Source organism: Helicobacter saguini (assembly GCF_000762875.2).
Taxonomy (GTDB): Bacteria; Campylobacterota; Campylobacteria; order Campylobacterales; family Helicobacteraceae; genus Helicobacter_A; species Helicobacter_A saguini.
Window position 1 is genome coordinate 74196 of record NZ_JRMP02000009.1, and the last position, 18624, is coordinate 92819.

Annotated in this window: 20 protein-coding genes, 5 tRNA genes and 1 pseudogene; 23 read left to right on the plus strand and 3 right to left on the minus strand. The window is 33.6% G+C overall.

What is annotated here, in order from left to right; genetic code table 11:
• The first annotated feature begins 53 nt into the window (after positions 1–53).
• From LS64_RS06865 to LS64_RS06875, 3 genes are all read left to right on the plus strand, one after another.
• Entirely contained in the window at positions 54–1142 is a 1089-nt protein-coding gene (locus LS64_RS06865) for a DNA-methyltransferase (RefSeq protein ID WP_118949139.1), read from the plus strand.
• Between the two features lie 128 nt (positions 1143–1270).
• On the plus strand, positions 1271–1753 hold the full coding sequence (locus LS64_RS06870; protein ID WP_034573536.1) for a DUF4136 domain-containing protein: 483 nt from the start codon (positions 1271–1273) through the stop codon (positions 1751–1753).
• Between the two features lie 415 nt (positions 1754–2168).
• The gene (locus tag LS64_RS06875) at positions 2169–2843 is read left to right on the plus strand and encodes a toxin-antitoxin system YwqK family antitoxin (RefSeq protein ID WP_034573538.1); all 675 of its coding nucleotides are present in this window, start codon (positions 2169–2171) and stop codon (positions 2841–2843) included.
• Between the two features lie 7 nt (positions 2844–2850).
• Here LS64_RS06875 and LS64_RS06880 read toward each other — a convergent pair whose 3' ends face one another.
• Complete coding sequence (locus LS64_RS06880) at positions 2851–3240, minus strand: DMT family transporter (RefSeq protein WP_238699474.1); 390 nt, start codon at positions 3238–3240, stop codon at positions 2851–2853.
• A gap of 243 nt (positions 3241–3483) precedes the next feature.
• Between LS64_RS06880 and LS64_RS06885 the strand changes: the two genes are divergently transcribed.
• The 7 genes from LS64_RS06885 to murA all read left to right on the plus strand — a co-directional run bounded on the left by LS64_RS06885 (position 3484) and on the right by murA (position 6177).
• Positions 3484–3568: transfer RNA gene (locus LS64_RS06885), tRNA-Leu, on the plus strand.
• A gap of 65 nt (positions 3569–3633) precedes the next feature.
• Positions 3634–3708, plus strand: a tRNA-Gly gene (locus LS64_RS06890).
• Between the two features lie 63 nt (positions 3709–3771).
• The gene (locus tag LS64_RS06895; RefSeq protein WP_034575019.1) at positions 3772–4053 is read left to right on the plus strand and encodes a TRL-like family protein; all 282 of its coding nucleotides are present in this window, start codon (positions 3772–3774) and stop codon (positions 4051–4053) included.
• A gap of 63 nt (positions 4054–4116) precedes the next feature.
• Positions 4117–4204: transfer RNA gene (locus tag LS64_RS06900), tRNA-Leu, on the plus strand.
• Positions 4205–4249: 45 nt separating this feature from the next.
• Positions 4250–4324, plus strand: a tRNA-Cys gene (locus LS64_RS06905).
• Between the two features lie 47 nt (positions 4325–4371).
• Positions 4372–4458, plus strand: a tRNA-Ser gene (locus LS64_RS06910).
• Positions 4459–4620: 162 nt separating this feature from the next.
• Complete coding sequence (gene murA / locus LS64_RS06920; RefSeq protein ID WP_237416229.1) at positions 4621–6177, plus strand: UDP-N-acetylglucosamine 1-carboxyvinyltransferase; 1557 nt, start codon at positions 4621–4623, stop codon at positions 6175–6177.
• Here murA and LS64_RS06925 read toward each other — a convergent pair whose 3' ends face one another.
• Together LS64_RS06925 and LS64_RS06930 are read right to left on the minus strand one after the other, a co-directional pair.
• Positions 6178–7329 (minus strand): methylenetetrahydrofolate reductase, encoded by a 1152-nt coding sequence (locus tag LS64_RS06925; RefSeq protein ID WP_052062676.1) that lies wholly within the window; start codon positions 7327–7329, stop codon positions 6178–6180.
• A gap of 368 nt (positions 7330–7697) precedes the next feature.
• A complete protein-coding gene (locus LS64_RS06930) occupies positions 7698–7955 on the minus strand; it encodes a hypothetical protein (protein WP_034573540.1) in 258 nt (85 codons plus the stop codon).
• 255 nt (positions 7956–8210) lie between these two features.
• On the opposite strand from LS64_RS06930, the gene tatB reads away from it, so the two are divergent.
• The 13 genes and pseudogenes from tatB (at position 8211) to LS64_RS06985 (ending at position 18601) form a co-directional block, all read left to right on the plus strand.
• Positions 8211–9398, plus strand: a complete 1188-nt coding sequence (gene tatB / locus LS64_RS06935; protein WP_052062677.1) for a Sec-independent protein translocase protein TatB — start codon at positions 8211–8213, stop codon at positions 9396–9398.
• Between the two features lie 210 nt (positions 9399–9608).
• A complete protein-coding gene (tatC, locus tag LS64_RS06940; protein ID WP_052062678.1) occupies positions 9609–10406 on the plus strand; it encodes a twin-arginine translocase subunit TatC in 798 nt (265 codons plus the stop codon).
• 43 nt (positions 10407–10449) lie between these two features.
• Positions 10450–10722: a YggT family protein gene (locus LS64_RS06945; RefSeq protein ID WP_034573542.1), complete on the plus strand. Its 273-nt coding sequence runs from the start codon at positions 10450–10452 to the stop codon at positions 10720–10722.
• A gap of 12 nt (positions 10723–10734) precedes the next feature.
• A complete protein-coding gene (locus tag LS64_RS06950; RefSeq protein WP_118988400.1) occupies positions 10735–11547 on the plus strand; it encodes a class I SAM-dependent methyltransferase in 813 nt (270 codons plus the stop codon).
• A gap of 32 nt (positions 11548–11579) precedes the next feature.
• Complete coding sequence (locus tag LS64_RS06955; RefSeq protein ID WP_138127291.1) at positions 11580–11810, plus strand: hypothetical protein; 231 nt, start codon at positions 11580–11582, stop codon at positions 11808–11810.
• A gap of 68 nt (positions 11811–11878) precedes the next feature.
• Positions 11879–12004, plus strand: a pseudogene (locus LS64_RS13230) (CDP-glucose 4,6-dehydratase); the annotation flags it as partial.
• A 135-nt stretch (positions 12005–12139) separates the two neighbouring features.
• Entirely contained in the window at positions 12140–13426 is a 1287-nt protein-coding gene (gene rfbG / locus LS64_RS06960) for a CDP-glucose 4,6-dehydratase (RefSeq protein ID WP_275051258.1), read from the plus strand.
• Positions 13426–14607 carry a radical SAM protein gene (locus LS64_RS06965; RefSeq protein ID WP_118988399.1) on the plus strand — a complete coding sequence of 394 codons (1182 nt, stop codon included), beginning with the start codon at positions 13426–13428 and terminating at the stop codon, positions 14605–14607. The genes rfbG and LS64_RS06965 overlap by 1 nt, the downstream gene beginning before the upstream one ends.
• Positions 14573–14707, plus strand: a complete 135-nt coding sequence (locus LS64_RS13625; RefSeq protein ID WP_275051257.1) for a hypothetical protein — start codon at positions 14573–14575, stop codon at positions 14705–14707. Before LS64_RS06965 ends, LS64_RS13625 begins: the two co-directional genes overlap by 35 nt.
• The gene (locus tag LS64_RS06970; protein WP_034575228.1) at positions 14704–15807 is read left to right on the plus strand and encodes an NAD-dependent epimerase/dehydratase family protein; all 1104 of its coding nucleotides are present in this window, start codon (positions 14704–14706) and stop codon (positions 15805–15807) included. The genes LS64_RS13625 and LS64_RS06970 overlap by 4 nt, the downstream gene beginning before the upstream one ends.
• Positions 15804–17102: a nucleotide sugar dehydrogenase gene (locus LS64_RS06975; protein WP_034574023.1), complete on the plus strand. Its 1299-nt coding sequence runs from the start codon at positions 15804–15806 to the stop codon at positions 17100–17102. Before LS64_RS06970 ends, LS64_RS06975 begins: the two co-directional genes overlap by 4 nt.
• A gap of 75 nt (positions 17103–17177) precedes the next feature.
• Positions 17178–17501: an ATP-dependent Clp protease adaptor ClpS gene (locus LS64_RS06980; RefSeq protein ID WP_034574025.1), complete on the plus strand. Its 324-nt coding sequence runs from the start codon at positions 17178–17180 to the stop codon at positions 17499–17501.
• A 17-nt stretch (positions 17502–17518) separates the two neighbouring features.
• Positions 17519–18601 (plus strand): tyrosine-type recombinase/integrase, encoded by a 1083-nt coding sequence (locus LS64_RS06985; RefSeq protein ID WP_034574027.1) that lies wholly within the window; start codon positions 17519–17521, stop codon positions 18599–18601.
• Positions 18602–18624 lie beyond the last annotated feature (23 nt).

Sequence of the window (18624 nt, forward strand, 5' to 3'; positions counted from 1 at the left end):
AAATCCATTAAAAAGATTCTATAATTTCATCTTTATCACAATGGATTATAACAATGAAATACCTAACTTTTAAAAATAAAAATTACGAAATTTATAATATCGATTGCATGGATTCCAAACGTGGTTTAGAATCTATCCCTGACAATAGCATAGATTTTATCATCACTGACCCGCCGTATTTTATCGATGGGATGGATTCAAAATGGGATAAAAATAAGCTAGATTCCAAAGTCGCAAAAAGCGGCGTTATCGGCTCTTTGCCTGTGGGAATGAAATTTGACAAAAGCCAAAGCGTGAAATTGCAAGAATTTATGACGCCTATTTGCAAGCAGTTTTTTAGAATCTTAAAGCCCGGGGCGTTTTGTGTGATATTTTCGCAAGCCCGTCTTTATCACGCAATGGCAACAAGTGCGGACATCGCAGGCTTTGAAATCCGCGATATGCTTGTGTGGAAATATAGCGGACAGGCGAAAGCATTCTCATTAAATCATTTTATTGACAAGGATAAAAACTTAAACAAGCAAGAAAAGGCAAAGTTAAAACAAGAATTAAAAGGGCTTAAAACGCCGCAATTACGCCCACAAATCGAGCCTATGGTTTTAGCCCAAAAGCCGCGTGTTGGCACATTTTTAGAGAATTATCAACGCTATAAAGTCGGGCTAATGGATGCTACGCAGAGCCTAGATTCTAAGTTTCCAAGCAACTTTATTAGCGCGGATTGTTTAGAATCTAAAAACCACGCAAAAGATTCTAAAAATATAGAAAAAACCAAAGCCGCCACTTTGAATAAAGCGAAAAATCCAAAAGATTTACACGTAGATTCTATAGAATCTACCTTGCCACAAAACGACCACCCCACTGATATAGAATCTAAAATGCAAGGCGACATTGATTTAGATTCTATAAATCCCATTTTTGAGCACCCAAAGCCCAAAAATAAGGTGCATTTGACACAAAAGCCAGTTGAGCTAATTTCGCATTTAATAAAATTATTCACGCGCGAAAATCAAATCGTGCTTGACCCATTTTTAGGTAGCGGCAGCCACGCCATAGCCGCCCTAGAATCTAATCGCAAAATAATCGGCTTTGAGCTAAACCCCGAGTACTTCGCCATAGCTAGACGTAGGATAGAATCTATATAAAATCCATAAAAACCACACAAGAAATATATAAATTCGTAACATAAAATTAGAAATATACACAAAAAATATTTAATAACTTGCTTTTGTTTGTTAGATTTACAACAAGATTCTAAAACAAAGAGAAAAATATGAGATTATTTAATCTAATTTGCTGTGTTAGTATATCAGCGGTAGTTGTTGGGTGTGCTGTGTTAAAAGAGCCTGAAGTCAAAAGATTCAAAGATATGAGTAACTACAAATATGCGATAGTAGGGCAAACGCAACATGTAAGTTCTAGTATAGGCTATGGCTCTGTAGGAAATCTTAGCGGATATTCTGGCTCTGTGAGTAAAAGTGTGAATCCTAGCGAGGTAATCACAGGCATTTTGATGAAAAAGGGCTACATTATCGTGGATAAAGCCGAAAATGATAGCACTTTTATGGTTACTTATGGGCAAGGTGATAAGCGAAATGTGCTAGGAGGTCTTGGTGGATATACTCTTGGAGTTACTATACAGATGCTTGATGCAAAAAGTAAAGAAGCCTTATTTGTATGCTCGGCTGAAGGGAAAGGTAGCACAGAAGCTGATGATATAAGAATAGCGATAGAGAGATGTTTAAAAGATTTTTAAAGGAAAAAATTATTACACATTTTATACAGGTATGTTTTATATGTTGTAATGTTATTTTTAGACTTTAATATTATACACGAAAACGCCCTAAAATACAGAATCTAGTCTTATTTTGTAGTATATTTATAAAAAAGAGTTGCAAACTTAATATTTCTAATAATATAACTTTCTAAATAAAAACATCTATTTTTTGTAAGCATAATAAAGATACCCACCGATAGATACAATAACAACAACAACTAAAAACATAAGTAAAATCATATCTAATACTTCCATATAAATCCTTAATAAAAATAAAAAACAAATAGATTCTATCATCTAAATAAAAAGAATAAGATTCTGTAACATTATTATCAAAATATTTAAAAATTACATATAAAATAAGTATTTTATAGAATCTAATAAAGAACACAAAATGAAAAAAACATTGCCATTGCTTATTGTTATTGCGCTTACGATATTCATAGGATATAAGATTACTCATGAGATAGATGAGGATGAGTTGCATTTGTATGAAAATTTTAATGATAAAAATGAGCTAATAAGTCAAGTTGAATATCTAACAGATTCTAACCATAAATTTATCGTGTGTGCAAGTAGGGATGGGCAGATGCCTTGCAAGGAGATAGAGGGGCTGCGTCATGGCTTTAGTAAGTGGTATAAAGACGGCGTTTTGGAATACGTTGATATTTTTAATCACGGCAAGCTAGAAAAATCCACATTATTTTATAAAAATGGGCTTAAAAATCACGAGAGCATTTTCCAGCATGGCAGGGTTATAAAGGAGAATTTTTATGCGGATAGCCCTAGCAATGAGATTACGCAATCTATTATCCACAAAAATAATGAAACGATAAAAAAATACTACAAAAATAATAAAGTGCAAGTAGAGGAAAAATATCGTAATAATAAATTAGTAAGTCGCAAAATATATAATGATGAGGGCGTAATGGAGCGATTAGAAGAATATGGTGGCTTTGGGAATGGCGACCCGTTTAATAATTTTATGGATGATTTTGATACGTTTGAAAAAGAGTTTGAATACGAAGAATTACCAAATCAGTTTGATAAAAACGGAATGTGGATTTAGGATTTCTTTAATGTTCTTCACCTAAAATTACACATATTACACCAATAAAGCCAACTGCTATGCCTATGTATTGTTGCAATGTTAAATTTGGCGTAAAGAACACAAAAGAAATAAATAAAATGCCAATTAACCCAACTATTTCCCATATAGAATATGCCACTCCAAGTGCTATTTCACGCAATGCAAGAGACATGCAATAATAAGAAAGTGCAATCATAAAAAGTAAATTAATCTTAGCAAGAGTAGCATTTGAAATACTAAGTGTAAAAAGTGAGATACTATAAACATCAAAAGATTCTAAAATCTTAGGGATGCCCTGCAGTAATCCTACTGCACTTACCTCTAATAAAATTGCAATAATTAAAAACACCCAAGCAAAAATACGTTTATTACTCACTTTTATTTCCTTACATTATAAATTTCATAGCTTTAATACGTTAGCATAAAACTTTCAATACGAAATTTATTACATACATTTCATTAATGCAATGTTTTATATTTTGTTATTTTCTATCTTAAAAGACCATATTATTTTATATTTTTTTTTAATTTTATTTTAAATTAAGGTAATTTTAGATATAATTAAGCTTCATTTTTGTTTATTGTTTATTTTTGAATTAAATAAAACTTAAATGATTATGCGGAAGTGGCGAAATTGGCAGACGCACTAGACTTAGGATCTAGCGCCGCAAGGCATGGAGGTTCAAGTCCTCTCTTCCGCACCATTTTAAATTAGTTTAGATTCTAAACGCGAAATTTTGTTATTTTTGTGTTATAATTTAGCTTTTTTGCGGGAATAGCTCAGTGGTAGAGCACAACCTTGCCAAGGTTGGGGCCGCGGGTTCGATCCCCGTTTCCCGCTCCATTTTTTATACAAGGATATGAAATGAAAGTTAGTTCTGTTAAAAAAGCTGTTTTGGCTTTGGGTATGAGTGGTTTAGCTCTTTTTGTTGCAGGATGTGCTGCTCCACATCCAACAGGTGTGTTATTTACGTCTACTACCACTCCTGTTTCTGGTATTGAGACCAAGTACTCAAAAACTGGTCAAGCAAGTTGTGTTAGCTATTTGAGTTTGTATGCTGGTGGAGATTGCTCAGTAGAAGCTGCTGCTAAGGCCGGTGGTATTACTACTATTAAGTCAGTTGATTTTCAATCTACAAACTACTTAGGTTTGTATGGTAAATATACTACAATCGTTAAAGGCGATTAATTAATTCTATTTTAGTTAGGATTTGTGGGCAATGTGTATTTAGGTATACACGTTGTTTTTTTTGCCCAGGTGGTGGAATTGGTAGACACAAGGGACTTAAAATCCCTCGGATATTGCTTCCGTGCCGGTTCAAGTCCGGCTTTGGGCACCACTTTGGTTTAGTTTTTTTAATTTTAAAAGTTTGAAATCTTGGTATGGCGACATAGCCAAGCGGTAAGGCATGAGCCTGCAAAGCTCTGATTCCTCGGTTCGATTCCGAGTGTCGCCTCCATTTAATTGATTTTTTAGACTATTTAGAATCTAGATTCTACATTAAAGCGAGAGATGGCTGAGTGGTCGAAAGCGGCGGTCTTGAAAACCGTTGAGGCAAAACCTCCGGGGGTTCGAATCCCTCTCTCTCGGCCATAATACTGAATATTACATTCTTTGGATTAAATTTTACAAATTTATTGTTTATATATAATATGTATTAATCATTCAAAAAGTATTTGTATTTAAAAAATTTAGATTCCAAAAAGACACAAATATTTCTTATAATTAATGTTTATTTCAAATGCAAGGAATCTTATGGATTATTTAGAGATATATGGGGGGGCGAAATTAAGTGGGGCGGTGGATATTAGTGGGAGTAAAAATGCGGCGTTGCCACTTTTGGCGTTAAGTATATTATCGCGTGGTGATTTTCATATCACAAACTTGCCAAATGTCGCTGATATAAATACTTTTTGCAACTTGCTAGTTATGCTTGGGAGTGATGTTAAGAATGTAGATTTTATAGAATCTAAACACGTAGAATCTAAAAATATAGATTCTAAAAAACATACTAAAAATATAGAATCTAAAGACAAAGATTCTAATCATAAAAAAGATTCCATAGAATCTAAAGATTCTAAAAGTGCGACAAAGCGTAAGGATTCTAAAAACATAGATGTTTCGCTATCGCTCAACATGACAAAAGGGAATATAGAATCTAACATGACGAGAGAAAACATAGAATCTAACTCCACAGATTCCAAAAAAACGCACAAAGATTCTAAAAACCCCCACGAAAAAATAATCAACACACAAAACATAAACAGCACAAAAGCAATCTATGACATCGTGCGAAAAATGCGTGCTAGCATCCTTGTGCTAGGACCACTGCTGACAAGATTTGGCAAGTGCGAGGTAAGCCTGCCAGGTGGTTGTGCCATCGGCGCTCGTCCTGTGGATTTACACATTAAGGCAATGCAGCAGCTTGGCGCGCACGTGCAGGTAAAAGGCGGCTACATTCACGCTGAGGCAAAAAAGGGCTTAAAGGGCTGTGACATCGTCTTTGACAAAATCACGGTCACAGGCACTAGCAACGTGGTGATGGCAGCCGCCCTTGCTAGCGGGCAGACGCGCATAATCAACGCCGCAAAAGAGCCAGAGGTCGTGCAGGTGTGCGAGGAATTGAAACGCGCCGGGCTAGATATAAGCGGTATCGGCAGCCCTGAAATACGCATTTATGGCACGGGCGGGGAGCTGCTTGACTTCCCAACTATTCGCGTTATCCCTGATAGAATCGAGGCTGGGACATATCTTTGTGCGGGCGCGATTACAAATTCGAGCATTGAGGTGCGTGGCGTGATTTTGGAGCATATAGAATCTATTTTGCAAAAACTGCAAGAAATCGGCTTTGGCGTGGAGATTTTGGCTACTAAAGATTCTAAGAATGCAGAAAATATCCGCCTTTTGAGTGCGAAAAAAATGAAAGCCTTTCGCATTACAACGACTGAATATCCGGGCTTCCCAACCGATATGCAAGCGCAGTTTATGGCGTTATCCACGCGGTGTGAGGGTAGTAGTTTTATTAAGGAGACGCTGTTTGAAAATCGCTTTATGCACGCAAGTGAGCTGCAGCGGCTTGGCGCGAATATCACCATTGATAGCAATGTCGCACAGATTGTCGGTCCTACGCAGTTAATCGGGGCGGATGTGATGGCGACTGATTTACGCGCTAGCTCGGCTTTAATCTTAGCCGCCCTTGTGGCAAAAGGCGTTACAAAAATCCACAGAATCTACCACCTTGATAGAGGCTATGAAAGTATAGAATCTAAGCTAACAAACCTTGGCGCGAAAATCAAACGGGGGAAAGAGTAATCACAACACATTTTTTAAAATGCGCAAGGCAATCATCGTGTTATTATTGTTCATAAAATGGATTTTTGGGTAGGTTTCATAGAGTTTTTTGAATAGTTCGCCACTCATTTTTAGCCCTATCTCACGCTCATTCTCTTTGCTTTCACTCAAAGCATTTTGCAGATTTTCAAGCCAAATATCAGGGATATAAACACCAGGCAATTTATCATGCAAAAATTTCGCGCTTTTATAACGCAAAACAGGGAAAAATCCAAGCATCAAAGCACAATTTTTACCATGTTTTTTGTTGAAAATCTCACAAGATTCAATAAGCTCACTTGCTACATTTATATCAAAAATAGGCTGGGTGAAAAGTGCTATAGCTCCAGCTTTTATCTTGCTTTCCATTTTGTTTTTTAGAATCTGCATATTTTTTGCATACGAGTTGATTACACTAAATGCGTAAATTTGCTTTAGCGGTTCTTTTAGCTCATTTTCAGCGCTATCTTTTCCTTGATTTAGTAGCGAAATAATCCTTAAAATCTCAAGGCTATTTCCCTCAAAAACTGCCTTTGCTTGTGGCTGGTCGCCAAGTTTGAGTGGGTCGCCACTAAGGGCTAAAAATAGTCGAATGTCAAAATCATTTAGTCCCATAATCTCACCGCAAAGTGCTAAAGAATTTCTATCACGCATTGAAATAGTGCAAATTAAGGGCTTTTTTATTTTTTTTTGTAATTTAATACTTGCAAGTCCAGAGTTTTGTTTTAAAATGGCTAAGGGAGAATCTGTGCATACAAAGGCGTCAATATTTATAGTATCTTTGTTTGTTTGATTCTTTATATTTTTAGAATCTTTTTGTAGATTTTTAGAATCTTGCAGGTTTTTTTGCATACAAGACGTGTTAGTAGAATCTGTATTTGAATTAGATTCTATAAAGTTATGATTTTTAGAACTTTCTATCTTAGAATCTAGCGAATTTGAAATATTATCCACAAGGCTTAATCTAGATTCTATAAATTCTTTGGTTAAGTTATTAGTTTCTAATCCAGCCTTTTGCACCTTTTTTATTAGATTTTCCACGCTCCCACTTTTTTCAGGACAAAGCTCGTAGGTTAGGCACTTTGGAGAGTGAATCTTAGCTATAAAATCTTCAATTATGTCGCTATTTTGCATTATTTTTAACCTTAGTTTAGAATCTAGATTCTATATTTTTAAAATCTAAAATTATAACATAAAATTAAAAATACAATACATATTTATTAAGTTTTAGCTAGAATTAAGCTAGCAAAAATATTTTAGAAAAACATAATCTTTGTCACTAATATTTGTATAAAAACACTTTCTTTTTTAAACTCTACATTGCTATTAATTAAGTGATTAAGTCAATTTTATACTTTGATGTTGCATAGTTTGATATTTGGCATAGAAATTTAAAATTTCTTCTCCTTATTTAATGAATAATATTAAAAACCAGCCAATTGTGCTATATTTTCCTATTTATCATTTAATAGATTATCTTTATAGCTTTTAGGTATCTTAATTTATAGTGGAATAGCCTTTAATTCATTTAAAAAAGCATCAAAACTACAAAGCCTAAAACTAACATTATTATCTATTGTATAAAGCACCAAGCCATTAAATAAGTCCATATACGCCAACGCACTTAATGTCTTAGCCCCAAAAGGCTCTTTGTTTTCTATTATAAAATATGTGCTGGGACGATTTAGCATTTTATGTATAGAATCTAAGTCTATATTAGAATCTAAATCTTTATGAATGTGTAGGTTAAGTTTTTTCATAATAAAACCTTTTTATAATCATTATTTTTAATGCTAAAATTACACTTTTAATCCATAGATTCTATAGAATCTTTTAAGGACATAGATAAATGTATGACAAAAATTTAGGTAAAGAGAGTTTAAAGACTATGTGTTACTCCACCAGATTCTATTTGATTATGCTAATATGTATTTAAAATTTTTGTTAATTTAGATTCTATAAAGTCGTTGTATTATTTTGATATCGTTTGTGCGAAATTTTTTTAAGGTTTTATATTGCTTGGATTAGGATTAGGTGAGATTATTTTGATTTTGGTGGTCGCCATAATCGTGCTAGGACCAGACAAACTGCCTAATGCGATAATCGAAGTGGCGAAATTTTTCCGCGTTATAAAAAAGACAATGCAGGATGCCCGCGACACGCTTGATAGAGAGGTGAATTTGAGCGAGTTAAAACGCGAGGCTGACGAGTATAAAGAGAAGCTGCAAAGCAGCATTGACATTACAAAAGAGGTCAAAGATGTGAAATTGATTGCGGATATAAAGCAGGATATGAATGATATTGAGCATCTTTTTAGTGATTTTGAGCCTAAAATTGTGGGGCGAGATTCTACGTCGTTGCGAGCTAGCGAAGCAATCCAAAATAAAGATTCTAAAGATTCTGCGGTTGTTTCAAGTGGAAATGAGAAAACTATAGAATCTAATGTAACTTTTAGTAACATTACTCCAAAGGAAATAAAAATAGGAGAAAATAAAACAATAGATTCTAATATTTCTAATAAAAATAATGAAAAGTTAGAAAATATAGAATCTAGTGAGCCAAAAAAACGTGGTAGAAAACCTAAGAATATAGAATCTACTTTGCAAGATTCTATAGAATCTAATGAAAATGATAAACCAAAAAAACGTGGGAGAAAGCCAAAAGATTCTAAAGATTCTATAGAATCTAATACTCCTAAAAAGCGTGGTAGAAAGCCAAAAAATGAATCATTAAGCCAAGAGAGCATTAAAGCAAGTCAAGTAAAAAAAATAGATTCTAAAACTACAGAATCTATAATAAAAAATTCTAAAAAATTACAAAATATAGAATCTAAAAAAGATTCTAATGTTATGATTAATGATACAAAAAATCCTAAAAAAGATTCTAAAAAAACACAATTAGAATCTAATCCGCAAAATTCTAAAATAGAATCTAAAAAAGATACCAAAAAACAAAAATCAAAAATTACAGAATCTGTAAGAAAAGATTCTAAAAACTTACAAAATACAGAATCTAAAAAAGATTCTAATAACTTTGGCGATAGCAAAAAATCCAAAAAAGATTCTAAAGAAAAAAATCTAAAAGATTCTAAAAATCCTAATTTAGATTCTAAAAACTTAGAAAATTTAGAATCTAAAAAAGAGGAGAGTTTATCAAGTAGTTTGCGTAGCACTTTTTTAAAGCAAAGCAATCCATTTGATTAGGCTAGATTCAATTAAGAAAAACACAAAAATTTTAACAATAAAAAAGGACAAAAAGTAACAAAAGTAAATTAAAAGTTAATAATCTTTTATTTAATTAGTTTTTAAGGAAAAATATGATAAATTTTCAAATTTTAAAACACATTTCAAAAATCTAAAAGTTATAAAAAAGGAAACTTATGAATATTAAAAATTTCAAAATAAAGAATAATTATGTTTGAAGAATTACGCCCACATTTACAAGATTTAAGATTACGATTAATGATTTCGCTACTTTGCGTAATTATCGCATTTGTAGCGTGTTTTAGCTTTAATCAAGATATTTTTAACTTTATAAAACAGCCCATAGAATCAGCATTCAAAAGCGGCGTTCAGGGCAAATTAATCCAAGTAGCCCCCGCAGAATATCTTTTTGTCGCGATAAAAGTTAGCTTTTTTAGCGCATTTATCATCTCAATTCCTGTGATTTTTTGGCAATTTTGGCTCTTTGTCGCCCCCGGACTTTACAAACATGAAAAAAAACTTGTCCTGCCTTTCGTGCTTTTTGGCAGCATTATGTTCGCACTAGGCTTAATTTTTTGCTACATTGTGGTTTTCCCATTTATCATAAAATATGTGCTTGCTTTTGGTAACGAAGTGATAGAAGCAAACATCGCTAGTAGCGAATATCTAGGTTTTTTTATGCGGATAATGCTTGCCTTTGGATTTGTGTTTGAGTTGCCTGTTTTAGCTTTCTTTTTAGGCAAGGTTGGACTGATAACTGATGGGACGTTAAAGCGATATTTCCGCTATGCAGTCGTGCTAATTTTTGTCATAGCCGCGATTGTCACGCCGCCTGATGTGTTGTCCCAGCTGCTTTTAGCCTTTCCTATGGTCGCCCTTTATGGCATCGCAATTTTAATTTTAAAATTTGTAAATCCAGAATCTAAGGCAGATTCTAAAGGCGAAAAGCCCAAAGATTCCCCACAAAGCGCCCTTGTTGAAGTTAAAGAAGATTCTAAAAATATTTAGACCATAATTTTTGATATAATTTTTAATTTAATAAGGATAGATTATGATGATTTTAAATGCTATAGGGCAGATTTTAGGTTGGCTTATTACGATATATTGTTGGGTGATTTTTGCAGGAGCTATTTTATCTTTAGCTCGTGCGGACCCATATTCACAGCTTATGCAGATTCTAAATAGACTTACATATCCATCATATAATCTTGTGAAAAGATTTATTAAGACTGAATTTAATGGTTTGGAATTTGCTCCATTAATCGTAATTGTGATTTTGCAGTTTATTAATCTTACTCTTGTTAGATTTCTTATTGAGCTTTAAAAGGCATTTTGTATGCAAAAGATTCTATACACAAGAAAAAATACGCCGGTGTTTGCGGCGGTGCTTTATGATAGCATTGATGAAGCTAGTAAGGCAAAAGTGGGCGATATGCAAATAGTGCAAGATAGGGAAAGTGGCGTGGTTTTTAATGCTGCGTTTAGGCAAGAAAATGTGGAATATAAAGTCGCAAATTATGACGCTGGAAAGCAGAGTAGTGGGGTTTTTAAAAATGTGCTAAGTGAGATTTTAGAGATTATAAAAAGGCATTTTAAGGGCAAAAAGATTCTAGAAATAGGCTGTGGCGATGGCTATTTTTTGGAGATTTTAGAGCAAAATAGCTTTGATATTAAAGGGATGGACCCTAGCTTTGTTGGGGAAAATCCGCTTATTTCAAAAGAATATTTTACAAAAGATTCTAAAGAAAAGTTTGAATGTGTGATTTTACGGCATGTTTTGGAGCATATTAAGGATTATTATGGCTTTTTGTGCGATATTGCAGCGGCAAATAATAATCAAGGTTTGGTTTATATCGAAGTGCCAAATTTAGATTTTAGTAATAATCATTTTGGGGCTATTGATTTTTATTATGAACATGTAAATTATTTTAGATTAGAAAATTTGGAATCTTTATTTGATAAAGTTATAGAATCTGGATATATCTTTGGTGGGGAATATATTTATATTGTAGCTAATTTAGATTCTATAAAAAAGCCTAGATTTAAAAGTGAATTTATAATAAACACAAAAATAGATTCTAATATCGCTATGTTAGCAGAAAAAATAAAAAAAACAAATACTTCAGTGCTATGGGGGGGGGGGGGTTAAGGGGTAGCACATTTGCTATTATAATGGATAAAATGAATGCTAAAATTTCGCATTTTGTAGATATTAATCCTTTAAAAGAAAATAAATTTATCCCGCTAATCTCACGCAAAATAGGCACTAAAGAATATGGCAAGATAGAATCTTATGAAAGCATAAAAGACAAACTAGATAAAGATTCACTAATTATCATTTTAAATCCAGCCTATAAAGATGAAATTATAAAAATTACACATAATAAACATAAATATATTTGCTTAAGCTAGGTTATTTTTGATATAATCTTTAGTTTTTTAGACGATATAGAATCTACTTTATTATCTTTGGAATGTAAATGAATTTTTTGGATAGTTATAGAAATAAAAAAGTGTTTGTTACTGGGCATAGTGGCTTTAAGGGCTCTTGGCTATCTTTGTGGCTATGTATGCTTAATGCAAAAGTTAGCGGATATGCCCTAAATGCGTGCTGTGGGATTAAAACACATAATTTAGATTCTATAAAATCTAAGAAAAATGCTCACAAAATAGATTCTATAGAATCTAAACGATATTATAAGCAAGAGAGAAAAAATAAAATAGATTCTATAGAATCTAAAATATATAAAAAAAGCACTAATGCCAAACTAGATTCTATAAATATAGAAAATATAGAATCTAATAACTTCCATTACAAATTATTACTAGATTCAAAACTTTTAGCATTTGAAAATGATATTTGCGGGGATATTAATGATTATGAAAGTTTAGAATCTAGCCTGTTAGAATCTAAGCCTGATATTATTTTTCATTTAGCCGCACAGCCCCTTGTGCGTGAGAGTTATAATAATCCAGCCTACACGTTTAATACAAATGCGTTGGGCTCTCTTAATATCCTTGATATTGTGCGAAAACATCATAAAAAGGGCTTAAAAAACCTTAAAGCTATTGTAATGATAACAACTGATAAGGTATATGAAAATAAAGAGTGGCTATGGGCTTACCGCGAAAATGATGGGCTTGGCGGATATGATACTTATAGCGCTAGTAAGGCTTGTGCGGAGATTATTATAAGCTCAATGCGAAATAGCTTTTTTAATGTGCGTGATTTTGGCGTTAATCATAATGTGCTAATAGCAAGTGTGCGTGCTGGGAATGTGATAGGCGGGGGCGATTTTAGTAAGGATAGGCTTTTGCCTGATTTAGTGCGTGGGATGTTTTTAGATTCTATAAAACAAGATTCTATAGAATCTAAAACAACTATTATTAGAAACCCGGATGCAACTCGTCCTTGGCAGCACGTCTTAGAAGCACTGCGTGGATATTTAATGCTAGGGGCTAAATTACTTAATAAACAAAAAGATTTTGCCACTTGCTTTAATATCGGTCCAAATATAGAATCTAATAAAAGGGTAGGGCAGGTCGTGCGTGATTGTGCTAATGTGTGGAGCAATATTTCTTACAAAATAGATTCTATAGAATCTAAAAAACATGAAGCCACACTCTTAATGCTAGATAGCACAAAGGCACGGAGTATGCTAGGATATACGCCTATTTTTAACTACGAAGATTCTATAAAAAATAGCATTTTATGGTATAAAAGCTTATTTGAAGATTCTAAGATTCTAAGTAAGATTCAAATAGAATCTTATATGAAATTAATACTAGATTCTAACACTCTACGGGGGGGGGGGGGAAATAGACTACCTAATTATTCTCTCTCTTACGCTTTCTTACAAACTTTTTATAAACTTTATATTTTACAACTATCAACGTATAGATTACCACGTCACACTCGCAATGACGGCTTTGCTAACACTTGCAATGACAAAAAAAATCAAATTACAGAATCTAGATTCTATATCCCTACAAATCTTACAAATCAAATCTTAAAAAGGACAGCATAATGGAAATACTAAGAGCAAAAACAAAAGAGCTATTTAAAACAAAGCTAACAAAAGAGCAAGAAGCAAACTCCGCTTTAAACATAGCCGAGATAGAATCTGGTGCTACGATTTTAAAAAGCTACCCACGCAGAATCGTGCTTGAGATGACAAGTGCATGTAATATCAAGTGCATATTTTGCGGACGCGATGAAGCCGAGTTTAATCAAACGTATTTAAAGCTAGATGTGCTAGATAAGCTAGAAAATGTGCTAAAAGTGTGCGAAGAAGTAACCCTTTTTGGCTGGGGTGAGCCTACGATAAATCCTAACTTTAGCAAGTTTTTAGAGCGGCTAAATAAGACAAATGTTAGAAAATATTTTGTTAGCAATGGCACAAGGTTAAATCATTTTGTAGATGATATTTTTAGACATAAGGTTGATATTATAGCAGTAAGCCTTGATGGTCCTAGTGGCAGTGTAAATGATAATATACGCGTTGGTGCAAAGTTTGATAGAGTGATAGAAAATATTAAGGCTATTCAGGCTCGTAAAAAAGAGCTAGGTGTAGATTTCCCTTATATGAATTTTGTCTTTGTCGCTATGGAGCGAAATATTAGAGAGCTGCCAAAAATGGTAAAGTTAGCACATTCTTTAAATATGCAAGAAGTAAAAGTCGTGTTTTTAACGGCATTTAGCCAAGATATGCTTAAGGAAGTGCTATATAATAAGCAAGATTTAATAAGACAGGTTTTTAATGATACGATAAAAGTCGCAGTAGATTTAGGGATAAAACTAAAGCTACCATATATTCAAGGGGAAGATATAGCAGGAGATAAGTATCATAAGGATTGTTTTACCCCTTGGCGAGACTTTTTTATAGGCAGTGATGATAGCATTCGCCCATGTCAAAGCACAAGTTTGAAATTAGCAAAATTTAGCGATTATGAGAAATTTGAAGATGTGTGGAATAATGAAGCCTTTCAAAAGATACGAAAAGAAGTAAATATGAATGTGGCAAGTAATGGATACTCTATGCCTATTCAATGCAAATTATGCTATCAAAGCTCACATGCAAATTGGAATAGAAAAGAGAGCTTTATACAAGTAGGACAAGCCTTTGCCCCAGACTGGGAATCTATGAAAAAAGATTCTAAAAAAGTGGCAACTATTGATACGGGGGGGGGGGGGGGTAACACACTCTAATTATCTCCTTTTTATCGCCCTTTTAGAATCTAGATTCTATATTTTCTTTTTACTACTTAGAATCTTTTATGCTACACGTAAAAAAGGGGGTGTAGCATGAAATTAGATTCTATAAACCCTATACTTAAAAACGATTTAGAACATATTTTTAACTCGCTAAATACAATGCAAAAAAACGCCTTTAAAGATAGCACGATTTTAATGACAGGCGCGGCTGGATTTTTAGGCTTTGAAATGCTGCATTTTTTTAGCTTTTATGCTAACACTTTAGGTATTAAAAAAATTATAGCACTTGATAATTTTATGCTAAGACAGCCGCAGTGGTTGCAGAATCTAAAAAATGTTGAAATTTATAAATTTGATATTATAAAAGATAAACTAGATTCTATAAATAACGCAAAAGAAGCAAATTTTATAATACACGCTGCAAGTATTGCAAGTCCAAGTTTTTATCGCTCTTATCCTATTGAGACGTTGGATGCAAATATTTGGGGCTTAAGGGCGTTGCTTGATTTTTATGTGGATAAGGGAATTAAGGGCTTTTTATTTTTTTCTAGCAGTGAGATTTATGGTGACCCAGATTCTAAGTTTATCCCTACAAGTGAAGAGTATCGCGGAAATGTCGCTTGTATAGGACCACGTGCGTGTTATGATGAATCTAAGCGATTTGGTGAGACGATGTGCTATCTTTACGCACAAAAATATAATATGCCACTTACAATAGTGCGTCCGTTTAATAATTATGGCTTAGGAATGAATTTGCAAGATAAACGCGTCCCGGCGGATTTTGCAAATGCGTGCGTTACAAAAAGTGACATTAATATACTAAGCGATGGTAGCCCAAAACGCACATTTTGCTATATCGCTGATGCTATTAGCGGCTATATAAAAGCCTTAAGTTATGGACGTTTTGACTACTTTAATATAGGTATAGACACGCCAGAAATTAGCATTTTAGAATTAGCTCATATTTATGCTAAAAACGCTGAAAAGATTCTAAACTTTAAGCCAAAGATTAATTTTGCTAAATCAAGTGATAAAAATTACTTAGTTGATAATCCAAATCGCCGCTGTCCTATCATTAAAAAAGCAAAAACTTTATTAGATTATAATCCACAGATTCTAGTAGAGCAGGGTGTTTCGCGATTTTTAGAGTATTTGAAATTAGATTCTATAGAATCTAAAGGGGGTGAAAAATGACTCCCTTAAAAAATATAGAATCTAGTTTAAATATTGCTGTTTTTGGCTTAGGCTTTGTAGGGCTTACCACCGCTGTAGGCTTAGCTAATGCTGGAGTAAATCAAGGCTTTAAAGTAGTTGGCTATGAAATAGATTCTAAAAAGGCTTTGAATTTACAAAATGTTAAAATTCCTTTTTACGAAAAAGACTTAGAATCTGCTTTGAAAAAAGCTTTAAAAAATAATTTAATTATTACAGATTCTATAACTTTAGCTTTAAAAAACGCTGAAATTATTATCTTTTGCATAGGCACACCGATGAGTAGTGATGGGAGTGCTAATTTAAGCTATATTTTGGATGCTTTAAAATCCTGCATTGAAAATATTAAAATCACTGCAAAAAAGCCCATTTTTATGATTAAATCAACCATTCCGCCAAGTAGCAGTAGCGAAGTTTTCATTCCCTTTATAGAATCTTTTAACCTTAAAAATGGAGCTGATTTTATCTTAGCTAATAATCCTGAGTTTTTACGCGAAGGCTTTGCATATAGCGATTTTATGCAGCCAGATAGAATTGTAATCGGGCTAGATTCTATAGAATCTAAATCTAAACTAAAAAAACTCTACTCTCCATTTAACGCTCCACTGCATTTTGTAAGTCTTAACACTGCTGAGTTTATAAAATATCTAAGCAACACAACTTTAAGCCTAAATATTAGCTATGCAAATGAGATGAGTATAATCGCACAAAGCATAGGAAATATCGATATTATAAAGGCTTTTAAGATTTTACATGATGATAAACGCTTTTGCATAGAATCTAAAAAGGCTGGTATAACTAGCTATCTTTACCCAGGGCTAGGTTTTGGCGGATACTGTTTACCAAAAGATACTTTAGCCCTTTATAAAAAGGCGAAAGATAAGGGCTATAACGCAGGGATTTTAGAGAATATTTTAAAGGTAAATGATGATATTTTACGCTTTTATGTGGATAAAATAAAAAGCGAGTGTGATTTAGATTCTAAAATAGGCATTTTAGGGCTAAGCTTTAAGCCAAGTAGCGATGATGTGCGTGATAGTAAAAGTGCTAGCCTTATAAAAGCCCTGCTAGATAGCGGTTTTAAAAATATACTAGCTTATGACCCACTTGCTAATGAAATATTTAAGGCGACTTATGATTATAAAATCAAATATGCTAAAAGTTTAGAATCTATTATGGAAAATAGCGAAGTTTTAGTCATTGCTACGGCGTGGAGTGAGTTTAAAAGCATTTTAGATTCTAAAAAACGCATTTATAACTTACGTTATATGTCCTAAAAGCTACTTTTTACTAAAAGAATGCTATAATATTAGCTTTTATCTACAAAATTATCTACAAAATGGAGAGCTAAAATGCCAAATAAATACACACAGCAAGGCGAGGGAAACTTTGAAGTAATGCCAGAAGTAGAGCTTGCCGAGCCAAAAATGCAAGAAATTATTATATTTAACGATGATTATACAAGTGTGAATTTTGTGATTGCCCTTTTAATGCGAGTGTTTGATAAGAGTATGACTGATGCGCAAAATATTACGCAGTTTATCCACAATACAGGCGAGGGTAGCTGTGGAATCTATCCTTATGATATAGCCGAGCTAAAATACATTATGGCTCAAAACTTTATCCGCGATAATGGTATGCCCTTACGCATCGACATCCGCGATATCCATCCGTAGATTTTAAAGACTGAAATATGTTTGACTTAAACAAAGATAATTTTGAAATGTCGCTAAAGTTTTGGCTGGAGCGCTTTTTTTACTCAAAATTTATGAATCTTAGCAGCCATCGCGTCAAAGATAAGGGCGAATTTGCCAAAATAATTCAAGAAATCCAAAGTGGCGGTCGTCAAGATATACAAAATATAGAACTTATTTGCAAAAAAGCTAGGAAAGTTGGACTTTTGGGAATCAACACTTATGCTAGCCCACTTTTTAGCTTTTATGAGTATGCGATTAAGGCTGGATTCTATGATATGCGCGAGATTAGCATTGATAATGTGCAGGAGTTTCTTAGCATTTATGGGGGGAATTTGAGCCTTGCTAGCATGCGAAATTATCGCATCGCACTAAATAATTTTTTTGGCTTTATAGAAAAAAATAACATCGTTGAGAGCGGGGCTTCACACATTTATAATATGGATATTCTAGCTGGGCAAAAAAGTTTCAAGCAGGACTTGCCAGAGTATTTGAAAGAGGATGAATTAGTGAGATTTTTAGACGCCCTAAAAGAGTATAACATCCCGCAAAATCGCGTAAATGAGCTTGTCAAAGTGCGAAATCAAATAATCATTCTTATGATAGCTTATAGTGGCGCGCGCGTAAGTGAGATTCTAAATCTAAACTATAAAGATGTAAGTTTAGAGAATAATTATTATATTTTGCGGCTGCATGGCAAGGGCAATAAAATGCGTGTGGTTTTTATCGCGCAACATTTGATAGAATCTTATTTTAACGCGTGGCTAATGATGCGAGATTCTATAAATGGGGCTAGTGAAAATATGCCACTTTTCATTAATACAAAGTTTAAAGTGCCAACCCAGCCCTACATTTACATTATAATTGAGAATCTGCTTGCAAATATCGGCATTCGCAAGGCAAAAAATGGCGCGCACCTGCTTCGCCACAGCTTTGCCACACTGCTTTATACAAAAAGCAAGGATTTGGTTTTAGTCCAAGAGAGCTTAGGTCATGCAAGTATTGAGACAAGCCGCATCTACACGCACTTTGATAGCGACAGGCTAAAGCATTCCGCAAATGTGATTGCTGGGATTAATTAAAATATAGTTTGTATTAATAAGTT

What these genes read in the sequence shown, in the direction of transcription:
- LS64_RS06865 (WP_118949139.1), top strand. Translation starts at nt 54, where the DNA reads ATGAAATACCTAACTTTTAAAAATAAAAATTACGAAATTTATAATATC.
- LS64_RS06870 (WP_034573536.1), top strand. Translation starts at nt 1,271, where the DNA reads ATGAGATTATTTAATCTAATTTGCTGTGTTAGTATATCAGCGGTAGTT.
- LS64_RS06875 (WP_034573538.1), top strand. Translation starts at nt 2,169, where the DNA reads ATGAAAAAAACATTGCCATTGCTTATTGTTATTGCGCTTACGATATTC.
- LS64_RS06895 (WP_034575019.1), top strand. Translation starts at nt 3,772, where the DNA reads ATGAGTGGTTTAGCTCTTTTTGTTGCAGGATGTGCTGCTCCACATCCA.
- murA (WP_237416229.1), top strand. Translation starts at nt 4,621, where the DNA reads ATGGATTATTTAGAGATATATGGGGGGGCGAAATTAAGTGGGGCGGTG.
- LS64_RS06925 (WP_052062676.1), bottom strand. Translation starts at nt 7,329, where the DNA reads ATGCAAAATAGCGACATAATTGAAGATTTTATAGCTAAGATTCACTCT.
- LS64_RS06930 (WP_034573540.1), bottom strand. Translation starts at nt 7,955, where the DNA reads ATGAAAAAACTTAACCTACACATTCATAAAGATTTAGATTCTAATATA.
- tatC (WP_052062678.1), top strand. Translation starts at nt 9,609, where the DNA reads ATGTTTGAAGAATTACGCCCACATTTACAAGATTTAAGATTACGATTA.
- LS64_RS06945 (WP_034573542.1), top strand. Translation starts at nt 10,450, where the DNA reads ATGATGATTTTAAATGCTATAGGGCAGATTTTAGGTTGGCTTATTACG.
- LS64_RS06950 (WP_118988400.1), top strand. Translation starts at nt 10,735, where the DNA reads ATGCAAAAGATTCTATACACAAGAAAAAATACGCCGGTGTTTGCGGCG.
- LS64_RS06955 (WP_138127291.1), top strand. Translation starts at nt 11,580, where the DNA reads ATGAATGCTAAAATTTCGCATTTTGTAGATATTAATCCTTTAAAAGAA.
- LS64_RS06965 (WP_118988399.1), top strand. Translation starts at nt 13,426, where the DNA reads ATGGAAATACTAAGAGCAAAAACAAAAGAGCTATTTAAAACAAAGCTA.
- LS64_RS06970 (WP_034575228.1), top strand. Translation starts at nt 14,704, where the DNA reads ATGAAATTAGATTCTATAAACCCTATACTTAAAAACGATTTAGAACAT.
- LS64_RS06975 (WP_034574023.1), top strand. Translation starts at nt 15,804, where the DNA reads ATGACTCCCTTAAAAAATATAGAATCTAGTTTAAATATTGCTGTTTTT.
- LS64_RS06980 (WP_034574025.1), top strand. Translation starts at nt 17,178, where the DNA reads ATGCCAAATAAATACACACAGCAAGGCGAGGGAAACTTTGAAGTAATG.
- LS64_RS06985 (WP_034574027.1), top strand. Translation starts at nt 17,519, where the DNA reads ATGTTTGACTTAAACAAAGATAATTTTGAAATGTCGCTAAAGTTTTGG.